Origin of the sequence: Agromyces sp. PvR057, from assembly GCF_040547485.1 — a bacterium.
Classification (GTDB): Bacteria; Actinomycetota; Actinomycetes; order Actinomycetales; family Microbacteriaceae; genus Agromyces.
On the sequence record NZ_JBEPPT010000001.1, the window covers coordinates 1,547,500 to 1,565,476 of the forward strand.

A 17,977-nucleotide genomic window follows, 5' to 3' on the forward strand; every position below is an offset into this window, starting at 1 on the left:
TTCCGCCCCGTCAGGTGAGTCGGCGATCGTCCGGCTCGACGACGCGGAACCAGCGATAGCCGTACGCCTCGAGGTGCACGTCGACGCGCCCGCGCTCGTCGAGCGGCGTCGTCGCGACGTCGAACAGGTCGGAGAGCGCGGTGTCGGGCGCCACAGGGCCGAGGTCGAGCGACACCACCGCGGGGGTCGGCGCGAAGTTGTGCACGGCGACGAATCGCCCCACATCGGCGGTGAGGCGATGGGCGAGGATCGCGTCGCCCTCCGTCGCCAGGATGTCGAGCTCGCCCCAGCCGATCTCGGGCGAGCTGCGGTACCGCACCGCGAGTCGCCTGATGAAGGAGAGCAGCGAGTCCGGGTCGTGCATCTGCGCCTCGACGTTGACGTGCTCGGGTGCGAAGCCGCCGACCGGCGGCGCGGCGACGAGCTTCGAGGGCGTGGCCCGCGAGAAGCCGCCGTTCGCACCGCTCGTCCATTGCATGGGCGTCCGCACCGCCTGACGGCCCTCCTGCTCGGCGTTCTCGCCCATGCCGATCTCCTCGCCGTAGAACAGCACGGGGGTCCCGGGCAGCGAGAAGAGCAGGCTGTAGACCATGCGGACGCGACGCGGGTCGCCGTCGAGCATCGGCGGCAGCCGGCGAACGATGCCCCGGTGGTAGACGCGCATCCACTCCTCGGGCGCGAACGCCTCGAAGACCTCCTCGCGTTCCTCCTCCGAGAGCTTGTCGAGGGTGAGTTCGTCGTGGTTGCGCACGAAATTCGCCCACTGGGCCTCCGGCTCGAGGGGCGGACGCTTCGACAGCGCCTCGACGAGGGGACGGGCGTCCTCGCGCGCCAGCGAGAGGTACAGCGCCTGCATGCCGAGGAAGTCGAACTGCATCGTGAGCTCGGCGGGGTCGCCCCTGCGACCGAAGAACTCCAGCTGCCCGTCGTACGGGAGGTTGACCTCGCCGAGGAGCACCGCCTCGCTCGAACGCCGCTGCAGGAAGCGTCGGATGTCGCGGAGGAACTCGTGCGGATCGCCGATGTCCACGCCGTCGGGCGGCTCGATGAGGAACGGCACGGCGTCGACCCTGAATCCCGAGACGCCGAGCTGCAGCCAGTACCCGATCGTCTTCGCGATCTCGTCGCGCACGGCCGGATTGGCGATGTTCAGGTCGGGCTGGTGTCGGTAGAAGCTGTGCAGGTAGTACTGGTCGGTGCGCTCGTCGAACTGCCAGATCGAGTCCTCCTCGCCGGGGAAGACGGCGTTCGGCGTCTTCGGCGGGTCGTCCCGCCAGACGTACCAGTCGCGGTGGGGCGACGTGCGGCTCCGGCGGGCGGACTTGAACCACGGATGCTTCGCCGAGGTGTGGTTCATCACGAAGTCGATGATCACCCGCATGCCGCGGTCCCGGGCGGTGCGCGTGAACTCGGCGACGTCGCCCAGCGAGCCGAGCCGAGGATCGACGCCGAAGAAGTCGGTGATGTCGTAGCCGTCGTCCCGGTCGGGCGTGGGCTGGAACGGCATCAGCCAGATGCACGTGACCCCGAGCTCGGCGAGGTGGTCGAGGCGATGCGCGAGGCCCTCGAAGTCGCCGGAGCCGTCGTCGTTCCAATCCATGTAGGTCTCGACGTCGAGGCAGTAGACGACCGCCGTCTTCCACCACAGGTCGCTGCGGTCGGTGATCTTCATCGTGCGGCCTCCTTCAGCTGGGGGAGCACCCGTTCGCCGAACGTGTCGATGAACGCGTCCTGCTTCGTGCCGACATGGTGCAGGAAGATGCGGTCGACGCCGAGCTCGGCGATGCCGGCGAGGTGGTCGAGGTGGCGACCGGTGTCGGCCGAGGCGATCAGGGTGCCCGCCACCTGCTCCGGCGTGGCATCGGCGGTACGGGCGTCGAAGTCCTGGGGCCGGTCGAGCTCCCAGGCGAGGTGCGGGGGCACGAGGCTCTGCCGCCACTGGTCGTGGGCGATCTCGATCGCCTCGTCGTCGGTGGGCGCCCAGCTCAGGTGCACCTGCACCGCGACGGGTCCCTCACCGCCGGCGTCGCGGTATGCGGCGATGAACGCACGGAGGTCCTCACGTGGCTGGTCGACGGTGATGACGCCGTCGGCCCACGCCGCGACCTCCCGGGCGGTCTCGGTGCTCACCGCCGCGGCGAGGAGCGGGGGAGGGATGTCGGGGAGGCTCCAGATGCGGGCGCGATCCACCGTGACCCGGCCGTCCACCGACACCTCCTCACCGGCGAGGAGCCGGCGGATGACGTCGACCGTCTCGGTCAGCCGCGCGTCGCGCTCCTCCTTCGACGGCCACGGATCGCCGGTGACGTGCTCGTTGATCGCCTCGCCGCTGCCGAGGGCGGCCCAGAACCGTTGCGGGTACATCTCGGCGAGCGTCGCCAGCTTCTGCGCGGCGATCGCCGGGTGGTAGCGCTGTCCGGGGGCGGTCACCACGCCCAGCGGGAACCCGGTGGACTCGAGGGCCGCGCCGAGCCAGCTCCACGCGTACCCGGAGTGCCCCTGCCTGGCGCTCCACGGTTCGAAGTGGTCGCTGCACATCGCGGCGTCGAAGCCCGCCTCCTCGGCCTGCTTCACGGCCCGGAGCAGGCGGCTGGGCGGGAGCTGTTCGTGCGAGGCGTGGAATCCCACGATCGTCATTCGCACTCCTTCCGTCATTCAGAGGCTCGCGTGCCCGGCTCCGGCGGACAACCCCTTGCCCGCGCGCCGCCCGCCGTGTACCGGGCGCTCTAGGCTGGAGGCATGGCAGAACGCGCATCCTGGTCGCTCGGCGCGGCCCTCCGTGGGGTCTTCGGGGCGAAGACCATCGACGAGGACACCTGGGACGACCTCGAGGCCGCCCTGATCCGCGCCGACTTCGGACCGGCGATCACCGAGGAGATCGTCGACCAGATCAAGGCGCAGGTCGAGCGCTTCCGCACGACCGACCCGAAGGACGTGCAGCGCATGCTCCGCGAGATCGTCGAGGAGCGGCTCGTCAAGTACGACCCGACGCTGAAGCTCACCGAGCGCCCGGCGGTCGTACTCGTCGTCGGCGTCAACGGCGTCGGCAAGACGACGACCATCGGCAAGTTCGCGCGCTTCCTCCGCACGTTCGACCGCACCGTGGTCGTCGGCGCGGCCGACACCTTCCGTGCGGCGGCAGTCGACCAGCTGGCCACGTGGGCCGGGCGGGCCGGCGTCGAGATCGTGCGCCCCGAGCGCGAAGGCCAGGACCCGGCATCCGTCGCCTTCCAGACCGTCGACCGCGCCAAGCGCGAGGGCATCGAGATCGTCATCATCGACACCGCCGGTCGCCTGCACACCAAGGGCGGGCTCATGGACGAGCTCGGCAAGATCCGCCGCGTCATCGAGAAGCAGGCCCCCATCAGCGAGGTGCTGCTCGTGCTCGACGCGACCACCGGGCAGAACGGGCTCGCGCAGGCCGAGGCGTTCATCGAGCACGGCGGGGTCACCGGCCTCGTGCTCACGAAGCTCGACGGCAGTGCGAAGGGCGGCTTCGTCCTCGCCGTGCAGGAGAAGACGGGCCTGCCGATCAAGCTCATCGGCCAGGGCGAGGGCATCAACGACCTCACCGGCTTCACCCCCCACGTCTTCGCGCAGAAACTCGTCGGCTGACGCCGGCCACACCAGAGGAGGGCGGCCCATGGCCACCGAGCACGACTACTTCGGCATCGTCGGCGACTACTGGTCCGAGATGATCGAGTACGCCGACCAGCGGGTCGAGGTCGTCCTCGAGACCGAAGACGACGAGGTGCCGATCCCGGCGCTCGACGCCGCGGCGGCCCTCGTGAGCGAGCTCGAGCTCGCCGACGACGAGGTGCGCAACGCCTTCGTCAGCCAGCTCGACTCCGGCAGCTCCCCGGCCGTGCAGTTCCTCAACGTGCTGCTCGACCCCGAGTCCGAGGTCGCCGAGGAGATCGAGGATGCGGTCGGGCGCGACTCGGGCGACCGCCAGATCGACGCGCTGCGCTCGATGACGCTCGTGCGCGTCGACCTCCGCCCCGAGCTGTTCGGCGAGGGCGAGGCGTTCGCGGAGTTCGAGTACGCGCTCGCGCCCGACGAGACCGACGAGCGGCTCATCGCGACGATCGACGTCGGCCGCGACATCGTCGACGCGCGGTTCGAGGGCTGACCCCGCTCCTCCAGGGCGCGCACGGCGAGGCTTCCGCGGTCGCTTAGAATCGAACCACCATGGCTACCTTCGGAAACCTGTCTGACCGCCTCGCCGAGACCTTCAAGAATCTCCGCACCAAGGGCAAGCTCTCTGCGGCCGACGTCGACGGCACCGTCCGCGAGATCCGGCGCGCACTCCTCGACGCCGACGTCTCGCTCGACGTGGTCAAGCAGTTCACGGCGCACGTCCGCGACCGCGCTCTCGGTGACGAGGTCAACAAGGCGCTGAACCCGGCCCAGCAGGTCGTGCAGATCGTCAACGAGGAGCTCGTCGCGATCCTCGGCGGCCAGCAGCGACGCCTGCAGTTCGCGAAGAACCCGCCGACGGTCATCATGCTCGCGGGCCTCCAGGGCGCCGGCAAGACCACGCTCGCGGGCAAGCTCGCGAAGTGGCTCGTCAAAGAGGGCCACACGCCCATGCTCGTCGCGAGCGACCTCCAGCGCCCGAACGCCGTCAACCAGCTGCAGGTCGTCGGCGGCCAGGCGGGCGTCCCGGTGTTCGCGCCCGAGCCCGGCAACGGCGTCGGCGACCCCGTGAAGGTCGCCAAGGACGGCGTCGCCCAGGCCCAGCGCGCCCAGCACGACGTCGTCATCATCGACACGGCCGGCCGCCTCGGCGTCGACGCCGAGATGATGAAGCAGGCCGCGAACATCCGCAAGGCGACGAACCCCGACGAGGTGCTCTTCGTCATCGACGCCATGATCGGCCAAGACGCGGTCACCACGGCGAAGGCCTTCCAGGAGGGCGTCGACTTCACGGGCGTCGTGCTCTCCAAGCTCGACGGCGACGCGCGCGGCGGCGCCGCGCTCTCGGTCGCCTCGGTCACCGGGCGTCCCATCATCTTCGCCTCAACGGGCGAGGGCCTCGACGACTTCGAGCCCTTCCACCCCGACCGCATGGCGAGCCGCATCCTCGACCTCGGCGACATCCTCACCCTCATCGAACAGGCGCAATCGGCCTTCGACGAAGAAGAAGCGCTGAAGGTCGCCGAGAAGCTCGCGACCGAGCAGTTCACGCTCGAGGACTTCCTCGGGCAGATGCAGCAGCTCCGCGGCGCCGGCTCGATCAAGAAGATGCTCGGCATGCTCCCCGGCGCGGGCGGCATGAAGCAGCAGCTCGAGAACTTCGACGAGCGCGAGATCGTGCGCACCGAGGCGATCATCCAGTCGATGACGCCGGCCGAGCGCAAGAACACCAAGCTCCTGAACGGCTCGCGTCGCCTGCGCATCGCGCGCGGTGCCGGCATGACCGTCACCGACGTGAACCAGCTCGTGCAGCGCTTCGAGCAGGCCGCGAAGATGATGAAGACCGTCGCGCGCGGCGGCATGCCGCAGATCCCCGGCATGGGGCCGATGCCCGGTGGCGGCGGCCACGGTGGCGGCAAGCGCCAGGCGGCCAAGGGCAAGAAGAAGTCCTCGGGCTCGCGCTCGGGCAACCCCGCGAAGCGCGCCACCGAGAACGCGGCGATCGCCGAGGGGCGGCCCGCCGGCGGTGTCCAGGCGCCCGCGGGTTCGGGATTCGGCCTCGGGGCCAAGGGCGCCGCGCCGACCCCGTCGGCCGAAGACCTCGCGAAGGTCCAGAAGCTCCTCGGACGCTGATCGGTTCACCCAGTCGGCCGCGTTCGGCGGCGGACCGGGTGAACCGGCCGATCCTCAGTCGTGTCGCGGGCGTGCCCGACCGAGGTAGTCGGCGAGCGACGGCCCCTCGAGCAGCTCGATGCGCCGGTGGGTCTGGTCGATCCGGCGCCGGATGCGGCGGCGAGGCAGGTCGTCGTGCGAGGCCGCGAACACCACGTTGCCGAGGCCCGCGTCGGCGATGACCGTGGGGGAGGCGACGGCCAGGACCTCGTCGAACCCGTCGACGAGCGTGGCGCCGACCTCGCGCGAGGTGCCGAGGCCGGCCGACGCGATGGTGTTCACGACGAGCACCCCGTCCGGTGCGAGCAGGCGGCCGAGGTCGTCGAAGAACTCGGCCGTCGAGAGGTGCTCCGGCGTGCGGCTGCCGGCGAAGAGGTCGGCGATCACGAGGTCGAACGAGGAGCCGTGCGCCACCGCTCGCCCGACGGCGGCGCGTGCGTCGTCGAACTCGAACGTGACCTCGACCGCAGGGTCGAGGGGCAGCGCGTCGAGCACGAACTCCACCAGCGCCCGGTGCAGTTCGACGACGTGGTGCACGGAGGCCGGGCGCGTCGCGCCGAGGTACCTGGCGATGGTCAGGGCGCCTGCACCGAGGTGCAGCACGCGGACGGGTTCGGCCGGCTCGCGGCATCCGTCGGCGATGGCCGCCACGAAGCGCGTGTACTCGAGCTGCAGGTCGCGGGGGTCGGCCGGATTGACGTGCGACTGGGTGACGCCGTCGATGACGAGCGAGGCGCCGCCGTTCGTGCCGCGGCCGGGCAGGAGCTCGGCGTGGACGTCGGGGGAGTCGAGTTCGAGGGGCTGCGCGTCCATGGGATCCACTCTAGGGCGGCTCGTCATATTTACTTACAGACCTGTAAGCAACGCCGTCGGCGCGGTACAGTGATGCGGGCGGCCGACTGCCGCCGTCTCAGACTGGGGAGCAGCACATCATGACCATCGGTTCGGCGGACTACCGCGACTCCGGCCTCGCCTTCGGCCCCGACTTCCTCTTCGGATCGGCCACCGCCTCGTACCAGATCGAGGGTGCGGCCACCGCAGACGGCCGCGGCCCGTCGATCTGGGACACGTTCAGCCACACGCCGGGCAAGGTCTGGAACGGCGACACGGGCGACCGTGCGTGCGACCACTACCACCGCCTCGACGAGGACCTCGACCTCATGGTGCGTCTCGGACTCGAGGCCTACCGCTTCTCGATCGCGTGGCCGCGCATCCAGCCGACCGGTCGCGGCCCCGCGAACGAGGCGGGGCTCGCGTTCTACGAGCGGCTCGTCGACGGGCTCATCGCCCGCGGCATCCGCCCGATCGCGACGCTCTACCACTGGGACCTCCCGCAGGCGCTCGAAGACGAGGGTGGCTGGGCCAACCGCGCGACCGCCGAGGCCTTCGCCGACTACGCGCGCATCCTCGGCGAGCGCCTGGGCGACCGGGTCGCCGTCTGGACCACGCTCAACGAGCCGTGGTGCTCCTCATACCTCGGCTACGGGTCCGGTGCGCACGCGCCGGGCCTCCTGGACGGTGCGAAGGCCCTCGCGGCCGTGCACCACCTGAACCTCGCGCACGGACTCGCGATCCAGGCGCTGCGTGGCGTCGTCACGAACGACCCCGGGTACTCGATCACCCTCAACCTGCACGTGATCCGGCCCTCCGGCCCGACCGGCGCCGAGGCGGCGCGACGCATCGACGGCCTCGCGAACCGCGTGTTCCTCGGCCCGCTGCTCGACGGCGAGTACCCGGCCGATGTCATCGCCGACACGGCCGACGTCACCGACTGGGCCTTCGTGAAGCCGGGCGACACCGAGCTGATCCGCCAGCCGATCAGCCTGCTCGGCGTCAACTACTACTCGACGGTGACCGTGCGCATGTGGGACGGCGAGAGCCCCCGCGTCAACGCCGACGGGCACAAGGACATGGGCGGCACGGCGTGGCCCGGCTCCGAGCAGGTCGAGTTCCTCGAGCAGCCCGGTCCGTACACCGAGATGGGCTGGAACATCGACCCCTCCGGCCTCGAGGACCTGCTCGTCTCGTTGCACGAGTCCTACCCCGAGCTGCCCCTCATGGTCACCGAGAACGGCGCCGCGTTCGCCGACGTCGTGATCGACGGGCCCGACGGCCCGGCCGTGCACGACGTCGAGCGCACCGACTACCTGCGGCGGCACTTCACCGCGGCGCACCGTGCGATCCAGCGCGGTGTCGACCTCCGCGGCTACCAGGTGTGGTCCCTCATGGACAACTTCGAGTGGGGCTACGGCTACTCCAAGCGGTTCGGCATCGTGCGCGTCGACTACGACACGTTCGAGCGACTGCCGAAGGACTCCGCACTCTGGTACGCCGAGCTCATCCGCACGCGCGCGATCCCCGACGCCCCCGTGGCGTCGGCGTCCGCGAGCGAGTGATCATCGCGGGCCGACCGGTCGACCGTTCGGCACGGCCCGCCGCCACCGGGCGGTCGGCTCAGCGGGCGGATGCCTCGGCATCCGCCTTCTGGGCGGGCACGTTGCCGCGAAGCTCCTGCGCGAGGTGGGCGACGACCGACGGGAGGTCGCCGTCGTTCGCCGCGGCGACCGCGAGCTGTCGCTGGTAGCTGCCGCCCCCGTCGAGGATGCCGCGCACGAGCTGCAGCTCGCTCGCGCACCCGAGCCGTTCGGCCACGGGCACGAGCGTCGTGACGAGGTCGCGCAGGTCGTCGGAGACGAGACGCTCGGTGCCCGCGACATCCATGATGACCTCGGCGTCGAGGCCGTAGCGCGCAGCACGCCACTTGTTCTCGCGCACGTACCAGGGCTGCAGCACGGTGAGGGTCTCGCCCTCGTCGAGGCGCGTCGACATCCACTCGACGAGGCACTGCACGAGTGCGCCGATCGCGGCGAGCTCCTCGGCCGTCGAGACGCCGTCGCAGACGCGCACCTCGACCGTGCCCCATTTCGCCGACGGGCGGATGTCCCAGCGCACCTCGCTGTAGTCCTCGATGACGCCGGTGCGCACGAGGTCGTCGACGTAGCGCTCGTAGGCGGCCCAGTCGGCGAGCGGGTACGGCAGGCCGGCGGTCGGCAGCTGCTGGAACATGAGCGCACGGTTCGAGGCGTAACCGGTGTCGACGCCCGCCCAGAACGGGCTCGAGGCCGAGAGCGCCTGCAGGTGCGGGAGGTAGGCGAGCAGGCCGTCGAGGATCGGCAGCGCCTTGGCCTGGTCTTCGATGCCGACGTGCACGTGCACGCCCCAGATCATCATGTTGCGACCCCACCAGCGCGTGCGGTCGACGAGCTTGTGGTACCTGGGCTTGTCGGTCAGGTGCTGGTCGTACCACTGGCTGAACGGGTGCGACCCGCTGCAGATGAGCTCGTACTCCCCGAGTTCGTCGACGACCGTGCGCACCTCGTCGAGTTGCCCCTGGAGGTCGGCGACGGCGTCGGCGACCCGCTCGTGCACGCCGCTGACGAGTTCGACCGTGTTCGTGAGCATCTCGGCGGTGATGCTGGGATGCGTGCCGCCTTCGCTGCGGGCGTGGAGCACGTCGAGCACCCGGTCGCCGACCGAGGCCAGCTCGCCGGTCGCACGATCGACGATCGCGATCTCCCATTCGATGCCGACGGTCGAACGCGCGGATCGGGCGAACTCGATCTGCATGGCTGGCCCCTTTCGCACGGCGCAGCGCGCACCGTCGGCCCATCATGACATGCAGAGGTGGCGATTATCCTTCCGGCGTGAAATCTGCAAGAATGGTCAGTCGAGTTCCGTAGCGCCCGACCCTCTATCCGGCGCGCAGAACTACTCAGAGCTTCCGCCGAGTGTGCACCCCACGCTCACGGCTGTCAGTTCACCCAACTCACAACATTTCAGGAGAATTGTGGCTGTCAAGATTCGTCTCAAGCGCCTCGGCAAGATCCGTGCGCCGTACTACCGCATCGTCGTCGCCGACTCGCGCACCAAGCGCGACGGTCGCGTGATCGAGGAGATCGGCAAGTACCACCCCACCGAGAACCCCTCGTTCATCGAGGTCGACTCCGAGCGCGCCCAGTACTGGCTCTCCGTCGGCGCCCAGCCGACCGAGCAGGTCGAGGCCATCCTCAAGCTCACGGGCGACTGGGGCCAGTTCAAGGGCGACAAGAACGCGGTCTCGACCGTTCAGGTTCGCGAGCCCAAGGCCGCCTTCGTCGCAGACGAGAAGAAGAAGCCTGTGCTCAAGCCCAAGGCCGAGAAGCCGGCTCCCAAGGCCGACGAGGCCGAGGTCGCAACCGACGCGGCGACGGACGAGGCGTAAGTCTTGCTCCAGTCCGCGCTCGAACACCTCGTCAAGGGGATCGTCGATCACCCTGACGACGTGAAGGTCGTCTCCGCGTCGAGCGCACGCGGCGAGGTCCTCGAGGTTCACGTGAACCCCGAGGACCTCGGTCGCGTCATCGGCCGTGCCGGTCGTACCGCGAAGTCGCTGCGCACGCTCGTCGCGGCCCTCGCCGACGGTCGTCGTGTCCGCGTCGACGTCGTCGACACCGACGACTGACGTGTCAGACGCACCTCGAACCCAGTTGCGGGTCGGTCGCCTCACCAAGGCGCACGGCCTGAAAGGCGCGATCAAGCTCGAGCTGTACACCGACGACCCCGAGCGCCGGTTCGTTCCGGGCTCGTCGTTCTCGCTGCAGGTGCCCGCCGATTCGCCGTGGCATGGCAAGCACCTCGTGCTGCGCGAGCTGCGCTGGTACAACGGCATGCCGGTCGGCTTCTTCGACGGCGTCGACGACCGCACCGCGGCCGAGGCGCTGTTGAAGGCCATCCTCTGGGTCGAGAACGTCGACCAGGAGGAGGCCGAGCCCGACGCGTGGTACGACCACCAGCTCGTGGGTCTCGCCGTCGTCCGCGACGGCCGGAAGGTCGGCGAGGTCGTGCGCGTCGACCACTTCCCCGCACAGGACCTCCTCATCGTGCGGACCCCGTCCGGCGAGGTCATGGTGCCGTTCGTGCAGGCCATCGTGCCCGAGGTCGACGTCGCCGCCGGCGTCGTCACGGTCACGCCGCCGGTCGGCCTGTTCGAGGAGATCGTCGACGACGAGCCCTCGACGGACGCGTCCGGCGAGGCCGGCGACGCCTCAGACGCCGCAGCCGAGTAGGACGCATCATGCGGATCGACATCGTCACGATCTTCCCCGAGTTCTTCTCGGTGCTCGACATCTCGCTGCTCGGCAAGGCCAGGCAGGCGGGCCTCATCGAGGTCGTGGCGCACGATCTGCGCACGTTCACGCACGACCGTCATCGCACGGTCGACGACACCCCGTACGGCGGCGGCGCCGGCATGGTCATGAAGCCCGAACCCTGGGGCGAGGCGATCGACTCGATCGTCGGCCCCGGGGCATCGGAGGCCGTGCTCGTCGTGCCGTCGCCTGCGGGTGAGCCGTTCACGCAGGCGGTCGCCCGCGAGCTCGCAGCCGAACCCCACCTCGTGTTCGCCTGCGGGCGTTACGAGGGCATCGACCAGCGGGTGACCGACCACTACGAGAGCCGCATGCGCGTGCGCCTCATCAGCCTCGGCGACTACGTGCTGAACGGCGGCGAGGTCGCCGTCATGGCCATGATCGAGGCTGCCGGCCGGCTCGTACCCGGCGTCGTCGGCAACCCCGAGAGTCTCGTCGAGGAGTCGCACGAAGACGGCCTGCTCGAGTACCCGAGCTACACCAAGCCGTCGGTCTGGCGCGACCTCGACGTGCCCCCGGTGCTGCTCTCCGGCAACCACGGCGCCGTCGCCGCGTGGCGCCGCGAGCAGCAGATCGAGCGCACACGTCGCGTACGCCCCGAGCTCCTCTCCGACTGAGCCGCGCACCGAGGTCGTTGCGGGATCGCTTCGCGTCACCGGGCGAACACCGTGCAGCACCCACGCATCCGAGGCGATCACGGCCCGCGTGAGGTCTTCTTCACGTCCCCGAAACAGACGGGTGTGCGTCGCGAAACACGCCGTTTATAACGTCGATACCGGCGGCATCGAGCGAGCACCCGCCGGAAAGCGCGGGTTGTCGATGGCCGGGCCCAGTGGCATTGACCCCCTGTCCGCACGTGACGAGCGACCCCCGCTGAGGCTCATCGCCGTGACGCACGGGTCGCCCTCCGCCGCGAACCGGAAGGCCGTGATGCGACTGGTGGACCGGGTCGCGATGGTCGAGCCCGGCATCGAGGTCGCGATCGACTTCGTCGACGCGAAGAGCGCCGACGTCGCGGCGGCCGTCGCCGCGGCGGGCGAGTCCGATGCGGTGATCGTGCCGCTCACGCTGTCCGCCGGGTACCACGTGCGAACCGGCCTCGCGTTCGGCCTGGAGCGCATCGGCGGCGGCGTCCGCCTCGCGGCCGAGCTCGGGCCCGACGACCGGCTCGTCGGCATCCTCGCCGAGCGCCTCGCCGACGCCGGCCTCGAGGACGGCGATGCGGTGCTCCTCGCCGCCGCCGGATCGAACGACCCGCGGGCGGTGCGGGAGTGCTTCGAGACCGCGCGCCGCCTCGGCCACCGCCTCGGGCGCCCCGTCACGGTCGGGTTCATCGCGTCGGCGATCCCGCGGCTGCCCGACGCGATGGAGATGATCCGCGAGGTGCACCCCGGCACGCGCATCGCGGTCGCCGCGTACGTGCTCGCCCCCGGAACCTTCTACGACGCCGCCGCCGCGATGGGCGCAGAGCTCATCACCGAGCCGCTCATCGCGCCTGGGAGGCCGGTGCCGCCCGCCCTCGTCGAGGTCGTGCTCGACCGCTACGACGCCGTCGAGGCCGAGCGGCATCACTACGCCTGACCGGCTCGTCCGCGGCATCCGAGCCCTCGTCGCCTCGTTCTGGCCGGCTGCGGCCGGTCGTCGCCGACCCCGGACGCCGGGCGACCCCCGGCGCCGGTCGGTCCGGTGACGCCCGCCGGCGCATGCCGTCCGGACGCGCTCAGACCGTGAGCGTCGGGGTGCCGTCGGGATCGGCGACGTGCGCGAGCACGTCGGCGATGCGGCCGCGGCAGCCGCCGCAGCCGGTGCCGGCGCGCGTGTCCCGGCCCACGCACTCGACGGTCGTGTTGCCGCAGGCGGCGGACTCCTCGATGCGGCCGACCGTGACGGCGTTGCACCAGCAGACCGTGGTCGCCGGTGCGAACGCGTCGGCATCGGCCGCGGGGTCGTAGTCGGGGCCGTCGAAGCGCAGCAGCAGCGAACGATCAGCCGGAAGCTCGCCGCCACGTTCGAAGAGCAGGGTGAGCTCGGCGGCCGTGCGCGGCATCCCGACGCTGACGAAGCCCGTGAGCACGCCCTCCTCGGTGACCATCTTCACGTAGCGGAGGTGCTCGGGGTCGGCCCACTGCGCGATGCGCCGGCGCGGGTGCAGCCCGTCGTCGTCCCACGGATCGCCGGAGATGTCGCCGACGGCGACGACGTCGATGTGCTCGGCCTTGAGCATGACGAGCGGGTCGCGCTCGACGGGCGTCGCGACGGCGTGCACGCGCCGTGCGGCCTCGGCGAGGAACGAACCGGCGAGCCAGGCCGCCTGTCGCCAGCCCGGGCCGATGAGGCCGGACGGCGCCCCGGGGAGCGTGCGCTGGCCGGCCAGCTCGTCGGTGCGCTCGACGACCTGCGCGCAGTCGCCGATCGCGAAGATCGCCGGGTCCGTCCATGAGGCGAGCGTCGGGTGCACGACGATGCCGGCGGCGGTTCGCAGGCCGGCGAGCACCGCGAGCTCGGTGCGTGCGCTCACGCCGCATGAGAGCACCAGCAGGTCGCCGCGGAGCTGCTTGCCGTCGGCGGTCACGAGCATGTCGAAGCGGCGCACGCCGTCGTCGTCGGTGCGGAACGCGACCGCTTCGGCGCGACTGTGCGCGATCACCTGGATGCCGGTGCGTCGCAGCGCTGTCCGCAGCACCTGGCCGCCGCCGCGGTCGAGGTTGCGGGGCATGGGGTGCGGTCCGTGGTGCACGACGCACACTTGGGCGCCGGCGTGCGCGGCCGCGAGCGCGAGCTCGAGTCCGAGCACGCCGGCACCGAGCACGATGATGCGGCGTCGCCCGCGCACGGCCTCGAGGACGCGCTCGGCGTCGGCGAGGTCGCGGAGGGCGGTGATGCCGGGCGGCAGCTCGTCGTCGTGGGCGACCAGCTGCCGCCCGTACTTCTCGAGCGAGGCGAGGTCGCGGCGGTGGCGTTCGACGCCGTCGAGGGTCGGCACGTTCGCACGTGCGCCAGTGGCGAGCACGAGACGGTCGTAGGGGAGGTCCTCGCCCGTGTCGAGGCGCACCGAGCGCGCCTCGCGATCGACCGCGGTCACGGCCACGCCGAGCAGGACCCGGGCGCCGGCCTCCTCGGCGGTCAGCCGGTCGCCGACGAGCATGGTCTCGAGGTCGGCGTTGCCGACGGCGTACTCGGCGACGAGCACGCGGTTGTAGGCCTCGACGTCCTCGCCCGCGAGCACCGTGAGCTCGACGTCGCCGCGCTGCACCCCGGGGAGGAGCTCCTCGACGAAGCGAGCACCGACCGGACCGTAGCCGACGAGGACGATCTTCAGCGGGCTCATGCGAGGACTCCGGTCTCTTCGGCCAGGCGGCGCGGCGCGGCATCCGTCACCCGGCGCACGCGCACGACGTTCGTCTTGAACTCGGGCATCGACGAGATCGGGTCGACCTCGTCGGAGGTGAGCAGGTTGGCGGCCTGGGCGTCGCCGTAGTGGAACGGCAGGAACACCGCGTCGGGCCGGATGTCGGGGGTGAGCCGCGCGCGGCAGCGCACGACGCCGCGGTGGTTGGCCACCTCGACCTCGTCGCCGTCGTCGATGCCGAGCCGCTCGGCGGTGGCCGGATGCATCGAGGCGAGCGCCTCGGGCTGCGAGGCCAGCAGCTCCGGCACCCGCCGGGTCTGCGCGCCGCTCTGGTAGTGCTCGAGCAGACGCCCGGTGACGAGGGTGATCTCATCGGATCCGGGCGCGGGACGCGCGGACTCGCGCACGGTGACGGGGACGAGGCGTGCACGGCCGTCGGCGTGCGCGAATCGGTCGGCGAACAGGCGCGGCGTGCCATGGCTGCCGCGAGGGTACGGCCAGTACGCGGCATCCCCGCGGTCGAGCATCGCGTAGTCGATGCCCGAGTAGTCGGCGATGCCGCCCTCCGACGCGAGCCGCAGCTCCTCGAACACCGTCCCGGGGTCGGTGTCGAACGCGGCCGTGCAGTCGAGGCGTCGGGCCAGCTCGTGCAGGATCCACAGCTCATCGCGCACCCCGGGCGGGGGCGTCACGGCGCGACGGCGACGGATGACGCGGCCCTCGAGCGAGGTCATGGTGCCCTCCTCCTCGGCCCACTGCGTGATCGGCAGCACGACGTCGGCCATCGCCGCCGTCTCCGAGAGGAAGAAGTCGCACACCACGAGGAGGTCGAGCCGGCCGAGGCCCTCGCGCACCTCGCGGGCGTTCGGCGACGAGACGACGAGGTTCGAGCCGTGCACCATGAGCGCCCGGACGCCGCCCTCGACGCCGAGCAGCTTCAGCAGCTCGATCGCCGGCACGCCGGGCCCAGGCAGGTCGGCGGGGTCGACGCCCCACACGCGAGCCACGTGCGCGCGCGCCTCGGGGTCGACGATCTTCCGGTATCCGGGCAGCTGGTCGCACTTCTGGCCGTGCTCGCGGCCGCCCTGCCCGTTGCCCTGCCCGGTGAGCGTGCCGTATCCGCTGCCCGCTCGCCCCGGCAGGCCGAGCAGCAACGCGAGGTTGATCGCGGCGGTCGCGGTGTCGGTGCCGTCGACGTGCTGCTCGACGCCGCGTCCGGTGAGCACGAACGTGTTGCCGCCGGAGGCGAGTCTCCGCGCGAGCCGCTTGATCGTCAGCGCGGCGACGCCCGTCACCGACTGCACGCGCTCGGGCCACCAGGCGGCGACGCTGCGACGGACCCGGTCGAAGCCGACGGTGCGGGCCTCGACGTAGTCGACGTCGACGAGGCGCTCGGCGATCACGACGTGGATGAGGCCGAGCAGCAGCGGCAGGTCGGTCCCGGGGGCCGGCTGCAGGTGCAGGCCCTTGGCGTCGTCGGTCAGCCGCGCGGTCGCGGTGCGACGCGGATCCACGACGACGAGGCCGCCCGCGGCCTGCGCCCCGGCCAAATGGCCGATGAACGGCGGCATGGTCTCGGCGACGTTCGTGCCGAGCAGCAGGATCGTGTCGGCGCCGTCGAGGTCCTCGAGCGGGAACGGCAGCCCCCGGTCGACGCCGAACGCCCGGTTGCCCGCGGCGGCCGCCGAGGACATGCAGTAGCGGCCGTTGTAGTCGATGCGGCTGGTGGCGAGCGCCAGCCTCGCGAACTTGCCGAGCAGGTACGACTTCTCGTTCGTGAGGCCGCCGCCGCCGAACACGCCCACCGCATCGGCACCGTGCTCCGAGCGGATGCCGCGGAGCGACGTCGCGACCAGGTCGAGCGCCTCGTCCCACGACGCCTCGTGCAACGCGCCGTCGGCGCCCCGCAGCAGCGGAGCGCCGAGGCGCGACGGCGAGCGCAGGAGCTCCGCCGAGGTCCACCCCTTCTTGCACAGGCCGCCCCGGTTCGTCGGGAAGTCGCGGCCCTCCACCGTCACCGGCGCGGCGTGGGCGTCGACCTGGGCGCCCGTCGCGGCATCCGTCGTGCTGCTCGTCGTGGTGAGGGTCATCGCGCACTGCAGGGCGCAGTACGGGCAGTGCGTGTCTGCGGGGCTGGTCAAGGGGACTCGATTCAGATCTTGTGGGCGCTGAGTCGACCGTTTCGCACGTACACGGCCCAGGTGAGCACGAGCAGCACGACGTAGGCCGAGATGAAGCCGATGAACGCGGCGCCGTAGCCGCCGGTCGACTGGAACGAGAGGTTCAGCGCCTGCGGGATCAGGAAGCCGCCGTACGCGCCGATCGCGGAGATCAGGCCGAGGGCCGCCGCGGCCTTGCGCTGCGTCGACACGTCGCCCGTGCCGCCGCCGCGGACGGCGAACACGACGGGGACCATGCGGTAGGTCGACCCGTTGCCGATGCCGGCCGAGGCGAAGAGCAGGAGGAAGAGGCCGAGGAACAGCCAGAAGTTGCCGAGCGGGAGGGTGGCGAGCACCGCGATCGTGACGAGGGCCATCGAGGCGAAGGCGCACATCGTGATGCGGGCGCCGCCGAAGCGGTCGGAGAGCCGGCCGCCGTACGGCCGTGCGAGCGACCCGACGAGCGCACCGAGGAACGCGAGCGGCACCGCGGCTCCGCCGATCGCGATCGCGGAGAAGTCCGGGAACTGGTCGGCGATGAGCTTCGGGAAGACGCTGGCGAAGCCGATGAACGAGCCGAACGTGCCGATGTAGAGCAGCGACAGCAGCCACAGGTGCGGCTCCTTCAGCGCCGCAGCCGAGCCCGAGAAGTCCGCCTTCGCGTTGGACAGGTTGTTCATGTACCGGGCGGCGCCGAACATCGCGACGAGGATCAGCGGGATCCAGATCCAGCCGGCCGCCGGCAGGTTGAGCGTCGCGCCCGCACCGATGGTGATCACGATCGGCACCACGAACTGCGCGACCGCGGCACCGAGGTTGCCGCCCGCGGCGTTCAGGCCGAGGGCCCAGCCCTTCTCGCGCTGCGGGTAGAAGGAGGTGATGTTCGACATGGAGCTGGCGAAGTTGCCGCCGCCGAAGCCCGCGAGCGCCGCGGCGCCGAGGAGCACCGGGAAGGGCGTGTCGGGGTTCGACACGCAGAGCACCATCGCGATGGTCGGCGCGAGCAGCAGGCCGGCGGAGATGATCGTCCAGTTGCGGCCGCCGAACTTCGGCACGAGGAACGAGTACGGGATCCGAAGGGTCGCGCCGACGAGGCTCGGGATCGAGATGAGCCAGAAGATCTCGCCCGTGGTCAGCTCGAAGCCGGCGGCGGGGAGCGCGACGGCGACGACGCTCCACAGCTGCCACACCACGAATCCGAGGAACTCGGCGAAGATCGACCAGTTGAGGTTGCGACGCGCGATCGTGCGACCCTGCGATTCCCACTGGTCGGTGTCCTCGGGGTCCCAGCCGTCGATCCAGCGGCCCGGCCTGGTGGTCAGCGCGGGAGCGGCGGTCGTCGCCGGCGCGGATGTCGCGGCGACCGGGGGAGCGGTGCTCGTGGTCTGGGTCATGGGTGCCTCCGAGGTGTCGATCACGTGGATGGAGCCTTCGACTCGAAGCTATTGAGGTCGTGTTTCCGCGGATCGGCC

Annotated in this window: 16 protein-coding genes; 9 read left to right on the forward strand and 7 right to left on the reverse strand. The window is 71.1% G+C overall.

Features of this window, described 5'->3' with window-relative positions:
- Positions 1–10 precede the first annotated feature (10 nt).
- Positions 11–1,672 carry an alpha-amylase family protein gene (locus tag ABIC29_RS06980; RefSeq protein WP_354243866.1) on the reverse strand — a complete coding sequence of 554 codons (1,662 nt, stop codon included), beginning with the start codon at positions 1,670–1,672 and terminating at the stop codon, positions 11–13.
- On the reverse strand, positions 1,669–2,637 hold the full coding sequence (locus tag ABIC29_RS06985) for a TIGR03885 family FMN-dependent LLM class oxidoreductase (RefSeq protein WP_354243869.1): 969 nt from the start codon (positions 2,635–2,637) through the stop codon (positions 1,669–1,671). The genes ABIC29_RS06980 and ABIC29_RS06985 overlap by 4 nt, the downstream gene beginning before the upstream one ends.
- Before the next feature lie 102 nt (positions 2,638–2,739).
- Between ABIC29_RS06985 and ftsY the strand changes: the two genes are divergently transcribed.
- Genes ftsY through ffh form a run of 3 tightly spaced genes read left to right on the forward strand, consistent with a single transcriptional unit; the run spans position 2,740 to position 5,772 of the window.
- Positions 2,740–3,615 carry a signal recognition particle-docking protein FtsY gene (gene ftsY / locus ABIC29_RS06990; protein ID WP_354243872.1) on the forward strand — a complete coding sequence of 292 codons (876 nt, stop codon included), beginning with the start codon at positions 2,740–2,742 and terminating at the stop codon, positions 3,613–3,615.
- A 28-nt stretch (positions 3,616–3,643) separates the two neighbouring features.
- A complete protein-coding gene (locus ABIC29_RS06995) occupies positions 3,644–4,132 on the forward strand; it encodes a DUF2004 domain-containing protein (protein ID WP_354243875.1) in 489 nt (162 codons plus the stop codon).
- Between the two features lie 59 nt (positions 4,133–4,191).
- Entirely contained in the window at positions 4,192–5,772 is a 1,581-nt protein-coding gene (ffh, locus tag ABIC29_RS07000) for a signal recognition particle protein (protein WP_354243878.1), read from the forward strand.
- Between the two features lie 54 nt (positions 5,773–5,826).
- On the opposite strand, the gene ABIC29_RS07005 is transcribed toward ffh, so the two are convergent.
- Positions 5,827–6,624, reverse strand: a complete 798-nt coding sequence (locus ABIC29_RS07005; protein ID WP_116081478.1) for a spermidine synthase — start codon at positions 6,622–6,624, stop codon at positions 5,827–5,829.
- Positions 6,625–6,743: 119 nt separating this feature from the next.
- On the opposite strand from ABIC29_RS07005, the gene ABIC29_RS07010 reads away from it, so the two are divergent.
- Positions 6,744–8,207 carry a GH1 family beta-glucosidase gene (locus ABIC29_RS07010; RefSeq protein WP_116081479.1) on the forward strand — a complete coding sequence of 488 codons (1,464 nt, stop codon included), beginning with the start codon at positions 6,744–6,746 and terminating at the stop codon, positions 8,205–8,207.
- A gap of 58 nt (positions 8,208–8,265) precedes the next feature.
- Here ABIC29_RS07010 and ABIC29_RS07015 read toward each other — a convergent pair whose 3' ends face one another.
- Complete coding sequence (locus tag ABIC29_RS07015; RefSeq protein WP_116081480.1) at positions 8,266–9,438, reverse strand: glutamate--cysteine ligase; 1,173 nt, start codon at positions 9,436–9,438, stop codon at positions 8,266–8,268.
- 220 nt (positions 9,439–9,658) lie between these two features.
- Here ABIC29_RS07015 and rpsP point away from each other — a divergent pair, with 220 nt between their 5' ends.
- The 5 genes from rpsP (at position 9,659) to ABIC29_RS07040 (ending at position 12,578) form a co-directional block, all read left to right on the forward strand.
- A complete protein-coding gene (rpsP, locus tag ABIC29_RS07020; RefSeq protein ID WP_116081481.1) occupies positions 9,659–10,072 on the forward strand; it encodes a 30S ribosomal protein S16 in 414 nt (137 codons plus the stop codon).
- A gap of 3 nt (positions 10,073–10,075) precedes the next feature.
- Positions 10,076–10,312, forward strand: coding sequence for an RNA-binding protein (locus ABIC29_RS07025; RefSeq protein ID WP_116081482.1), 237 nt, complete (start codon positions 10,076–10,078; stop codon positions 10,310–10,312).
- Position 10,313: 1 nt separating this feature from the next.
- A complete protein-coding gene (gene rimM / locus ABIC29_RS07030; RefSeq protein WP_116081483.1) occupies positions 10,314–10,916 on the forward strand; it encodes a ribosome maturation factor RimM in 603 nt (200 codons plus the stop codon).
- A gap of 8 nt (positions 10,917–10,924) precedes the next feature.
- Positions 10,925–11,614, forward strand: a complete 690-nt coding sequence (gene trmD / locus ABIC29_RS07035; RefSeq protein ID WP_116081484.1) for a tRNA (guanosine(37)-N1)-methyltransferase TrmD — start codon at positions 10,925–10,927, stop codon at positions 11,612–11,614.
- 271 nt (positions 11,615–11,885) lie between these two features.
- Positions 11,886–12,578, forward strand: coding sequence for a sirohydrochlorin chelatase (locus tag ABIC29_RS07040; protein ID WP_158551792.1), 693 nt, complete (start codon positions 11,886–11,888; stop codon positions 12,576–12,578).
- 139 nt (positions 12,579–12,717) lie between these two features.
- Here the strand turns inward: ABIC29_RS07040 and ABIC29_RS07045 are convergent, their stop codons facing one another.
- The 3 genes from ABIC29_RS07045 to ABIC29_RS07055 are packed head-to-tail and all read right to left on the reverse strand — an operon-like array spanning position 12,718 to position 17,899.
- Positions 12,718–14,325, reverse strand: a complete 1,608-nt coding sequence (locus ABIC29_RS07045; RefSeq protein WP_116081486.1) for an NAD(P)/FAD-dependent oxidoreductase — start codon at positions 14,323–14,325, stop codon at positions 12,718–12,720.
- Positions 14,322–16,487, reverse strand: coding sequence for a molybdopterin oxidoreductase family protein (locus ABIC29_RS07050; RefSeq protein WP_354243886.1), 2,166 nt, complete (start codon positions 16,485–16,487; stop codon positions 14,322–14,324). The genes ABIC29_RS07045 and ABIC29_RS07050 overlap by 4 nt, the downstream gene beginning before the upstream one ends.
- Positions 16,488–16,498: 11 nt before the next feature.
- Positions 16,499–17,899 (reverse strand): MFS transporter, encoded by a 1,401-nt coding sequence (locus tag ABIC29_RS07055; RefSeq protein ID WP_354243889.1) that lies wholly within the window; start codon positions 17,897–17,899, stop codon positions 16,499–16,501.
- Positions 17,900–17,977: the final 78 nt, after the last annotated feature.

Coding starts and splice junctions, on each gene's coding strand:
- ABIC29_RS07055 (WP_354243889.1), bottom strand. CDS start 17,899: ATGACCCAGACCACGAGCACCGCTCCCCCGGTCGCCGCGACATCCGCG.
- ABIC29_RS07010 (WP_116081479.1), top strand. CDS start 6,744: ATGACCATCGGTTCGGCGGACTACCGCGACTCCGGCCTCGCCTTCGGC.
- ftsY (WP_354243872.1), top strand. CDS start 2,740: ATGGCAGAACGCGCATCCTGGTCGCTCGGCGCGGCCCTCCGTGGGGTC.
- ABIC29_RS07045 (WP_116081486.1), bottom strand. CDS start 14,325: ATGAGCCCGCTGAAGATCGTCCTCGTCGGCTACGGTCCGGTCGGTGCT.
- ABIC29_RS06995 (WP_354243875.1), top strand. CDS start 3,644: ATGGCCACCGAGCACGACTACTTCGGCATCGTCGGCGACTACTGGTCC.
- ABIC29_RS07005 (WP_116081478.1), bottom strand. CDS start 6,624: ATGGACGCGCAGCCCCTCGAACTCGACTCCCCCGACGTCCACGCCGAG.
- ABIC29_RS06980 (WP_354243866.1), bottom strand. CDS start 1,672: ATGAAGATCACCGACCGCAGCGACCTGTGGTGGAAGACGGCGGTCGTC.
- ABIC29_RS06985 (WP_354243869.1), bottom strand. CDS start 2,637: ATGACGATCGTGGGATTCCACGCCTCGCACGAACAGCTCCCGCCCAGC.
- trmD (WP_116081484.1), top strand. CDS start 10,925: ATGCGGATCGACATCGTCACGATCTTCCCCGAGTTCTTCTCGGTGCTC.
- ABIC29_RS07015 (WP_116081480.1), bottom strand. CDS start 9,438: ATGCAGATCGAGTTCGCCCGATCCGCGCGTTCGACCGTCGGCATCGAA.
- ffh (WP_354243878.1), top strand. CDS start 4,192: ATGGCTACCTTCGGAAACCTGTCTGACCGCCTCGCCGAGACCTTCAAG.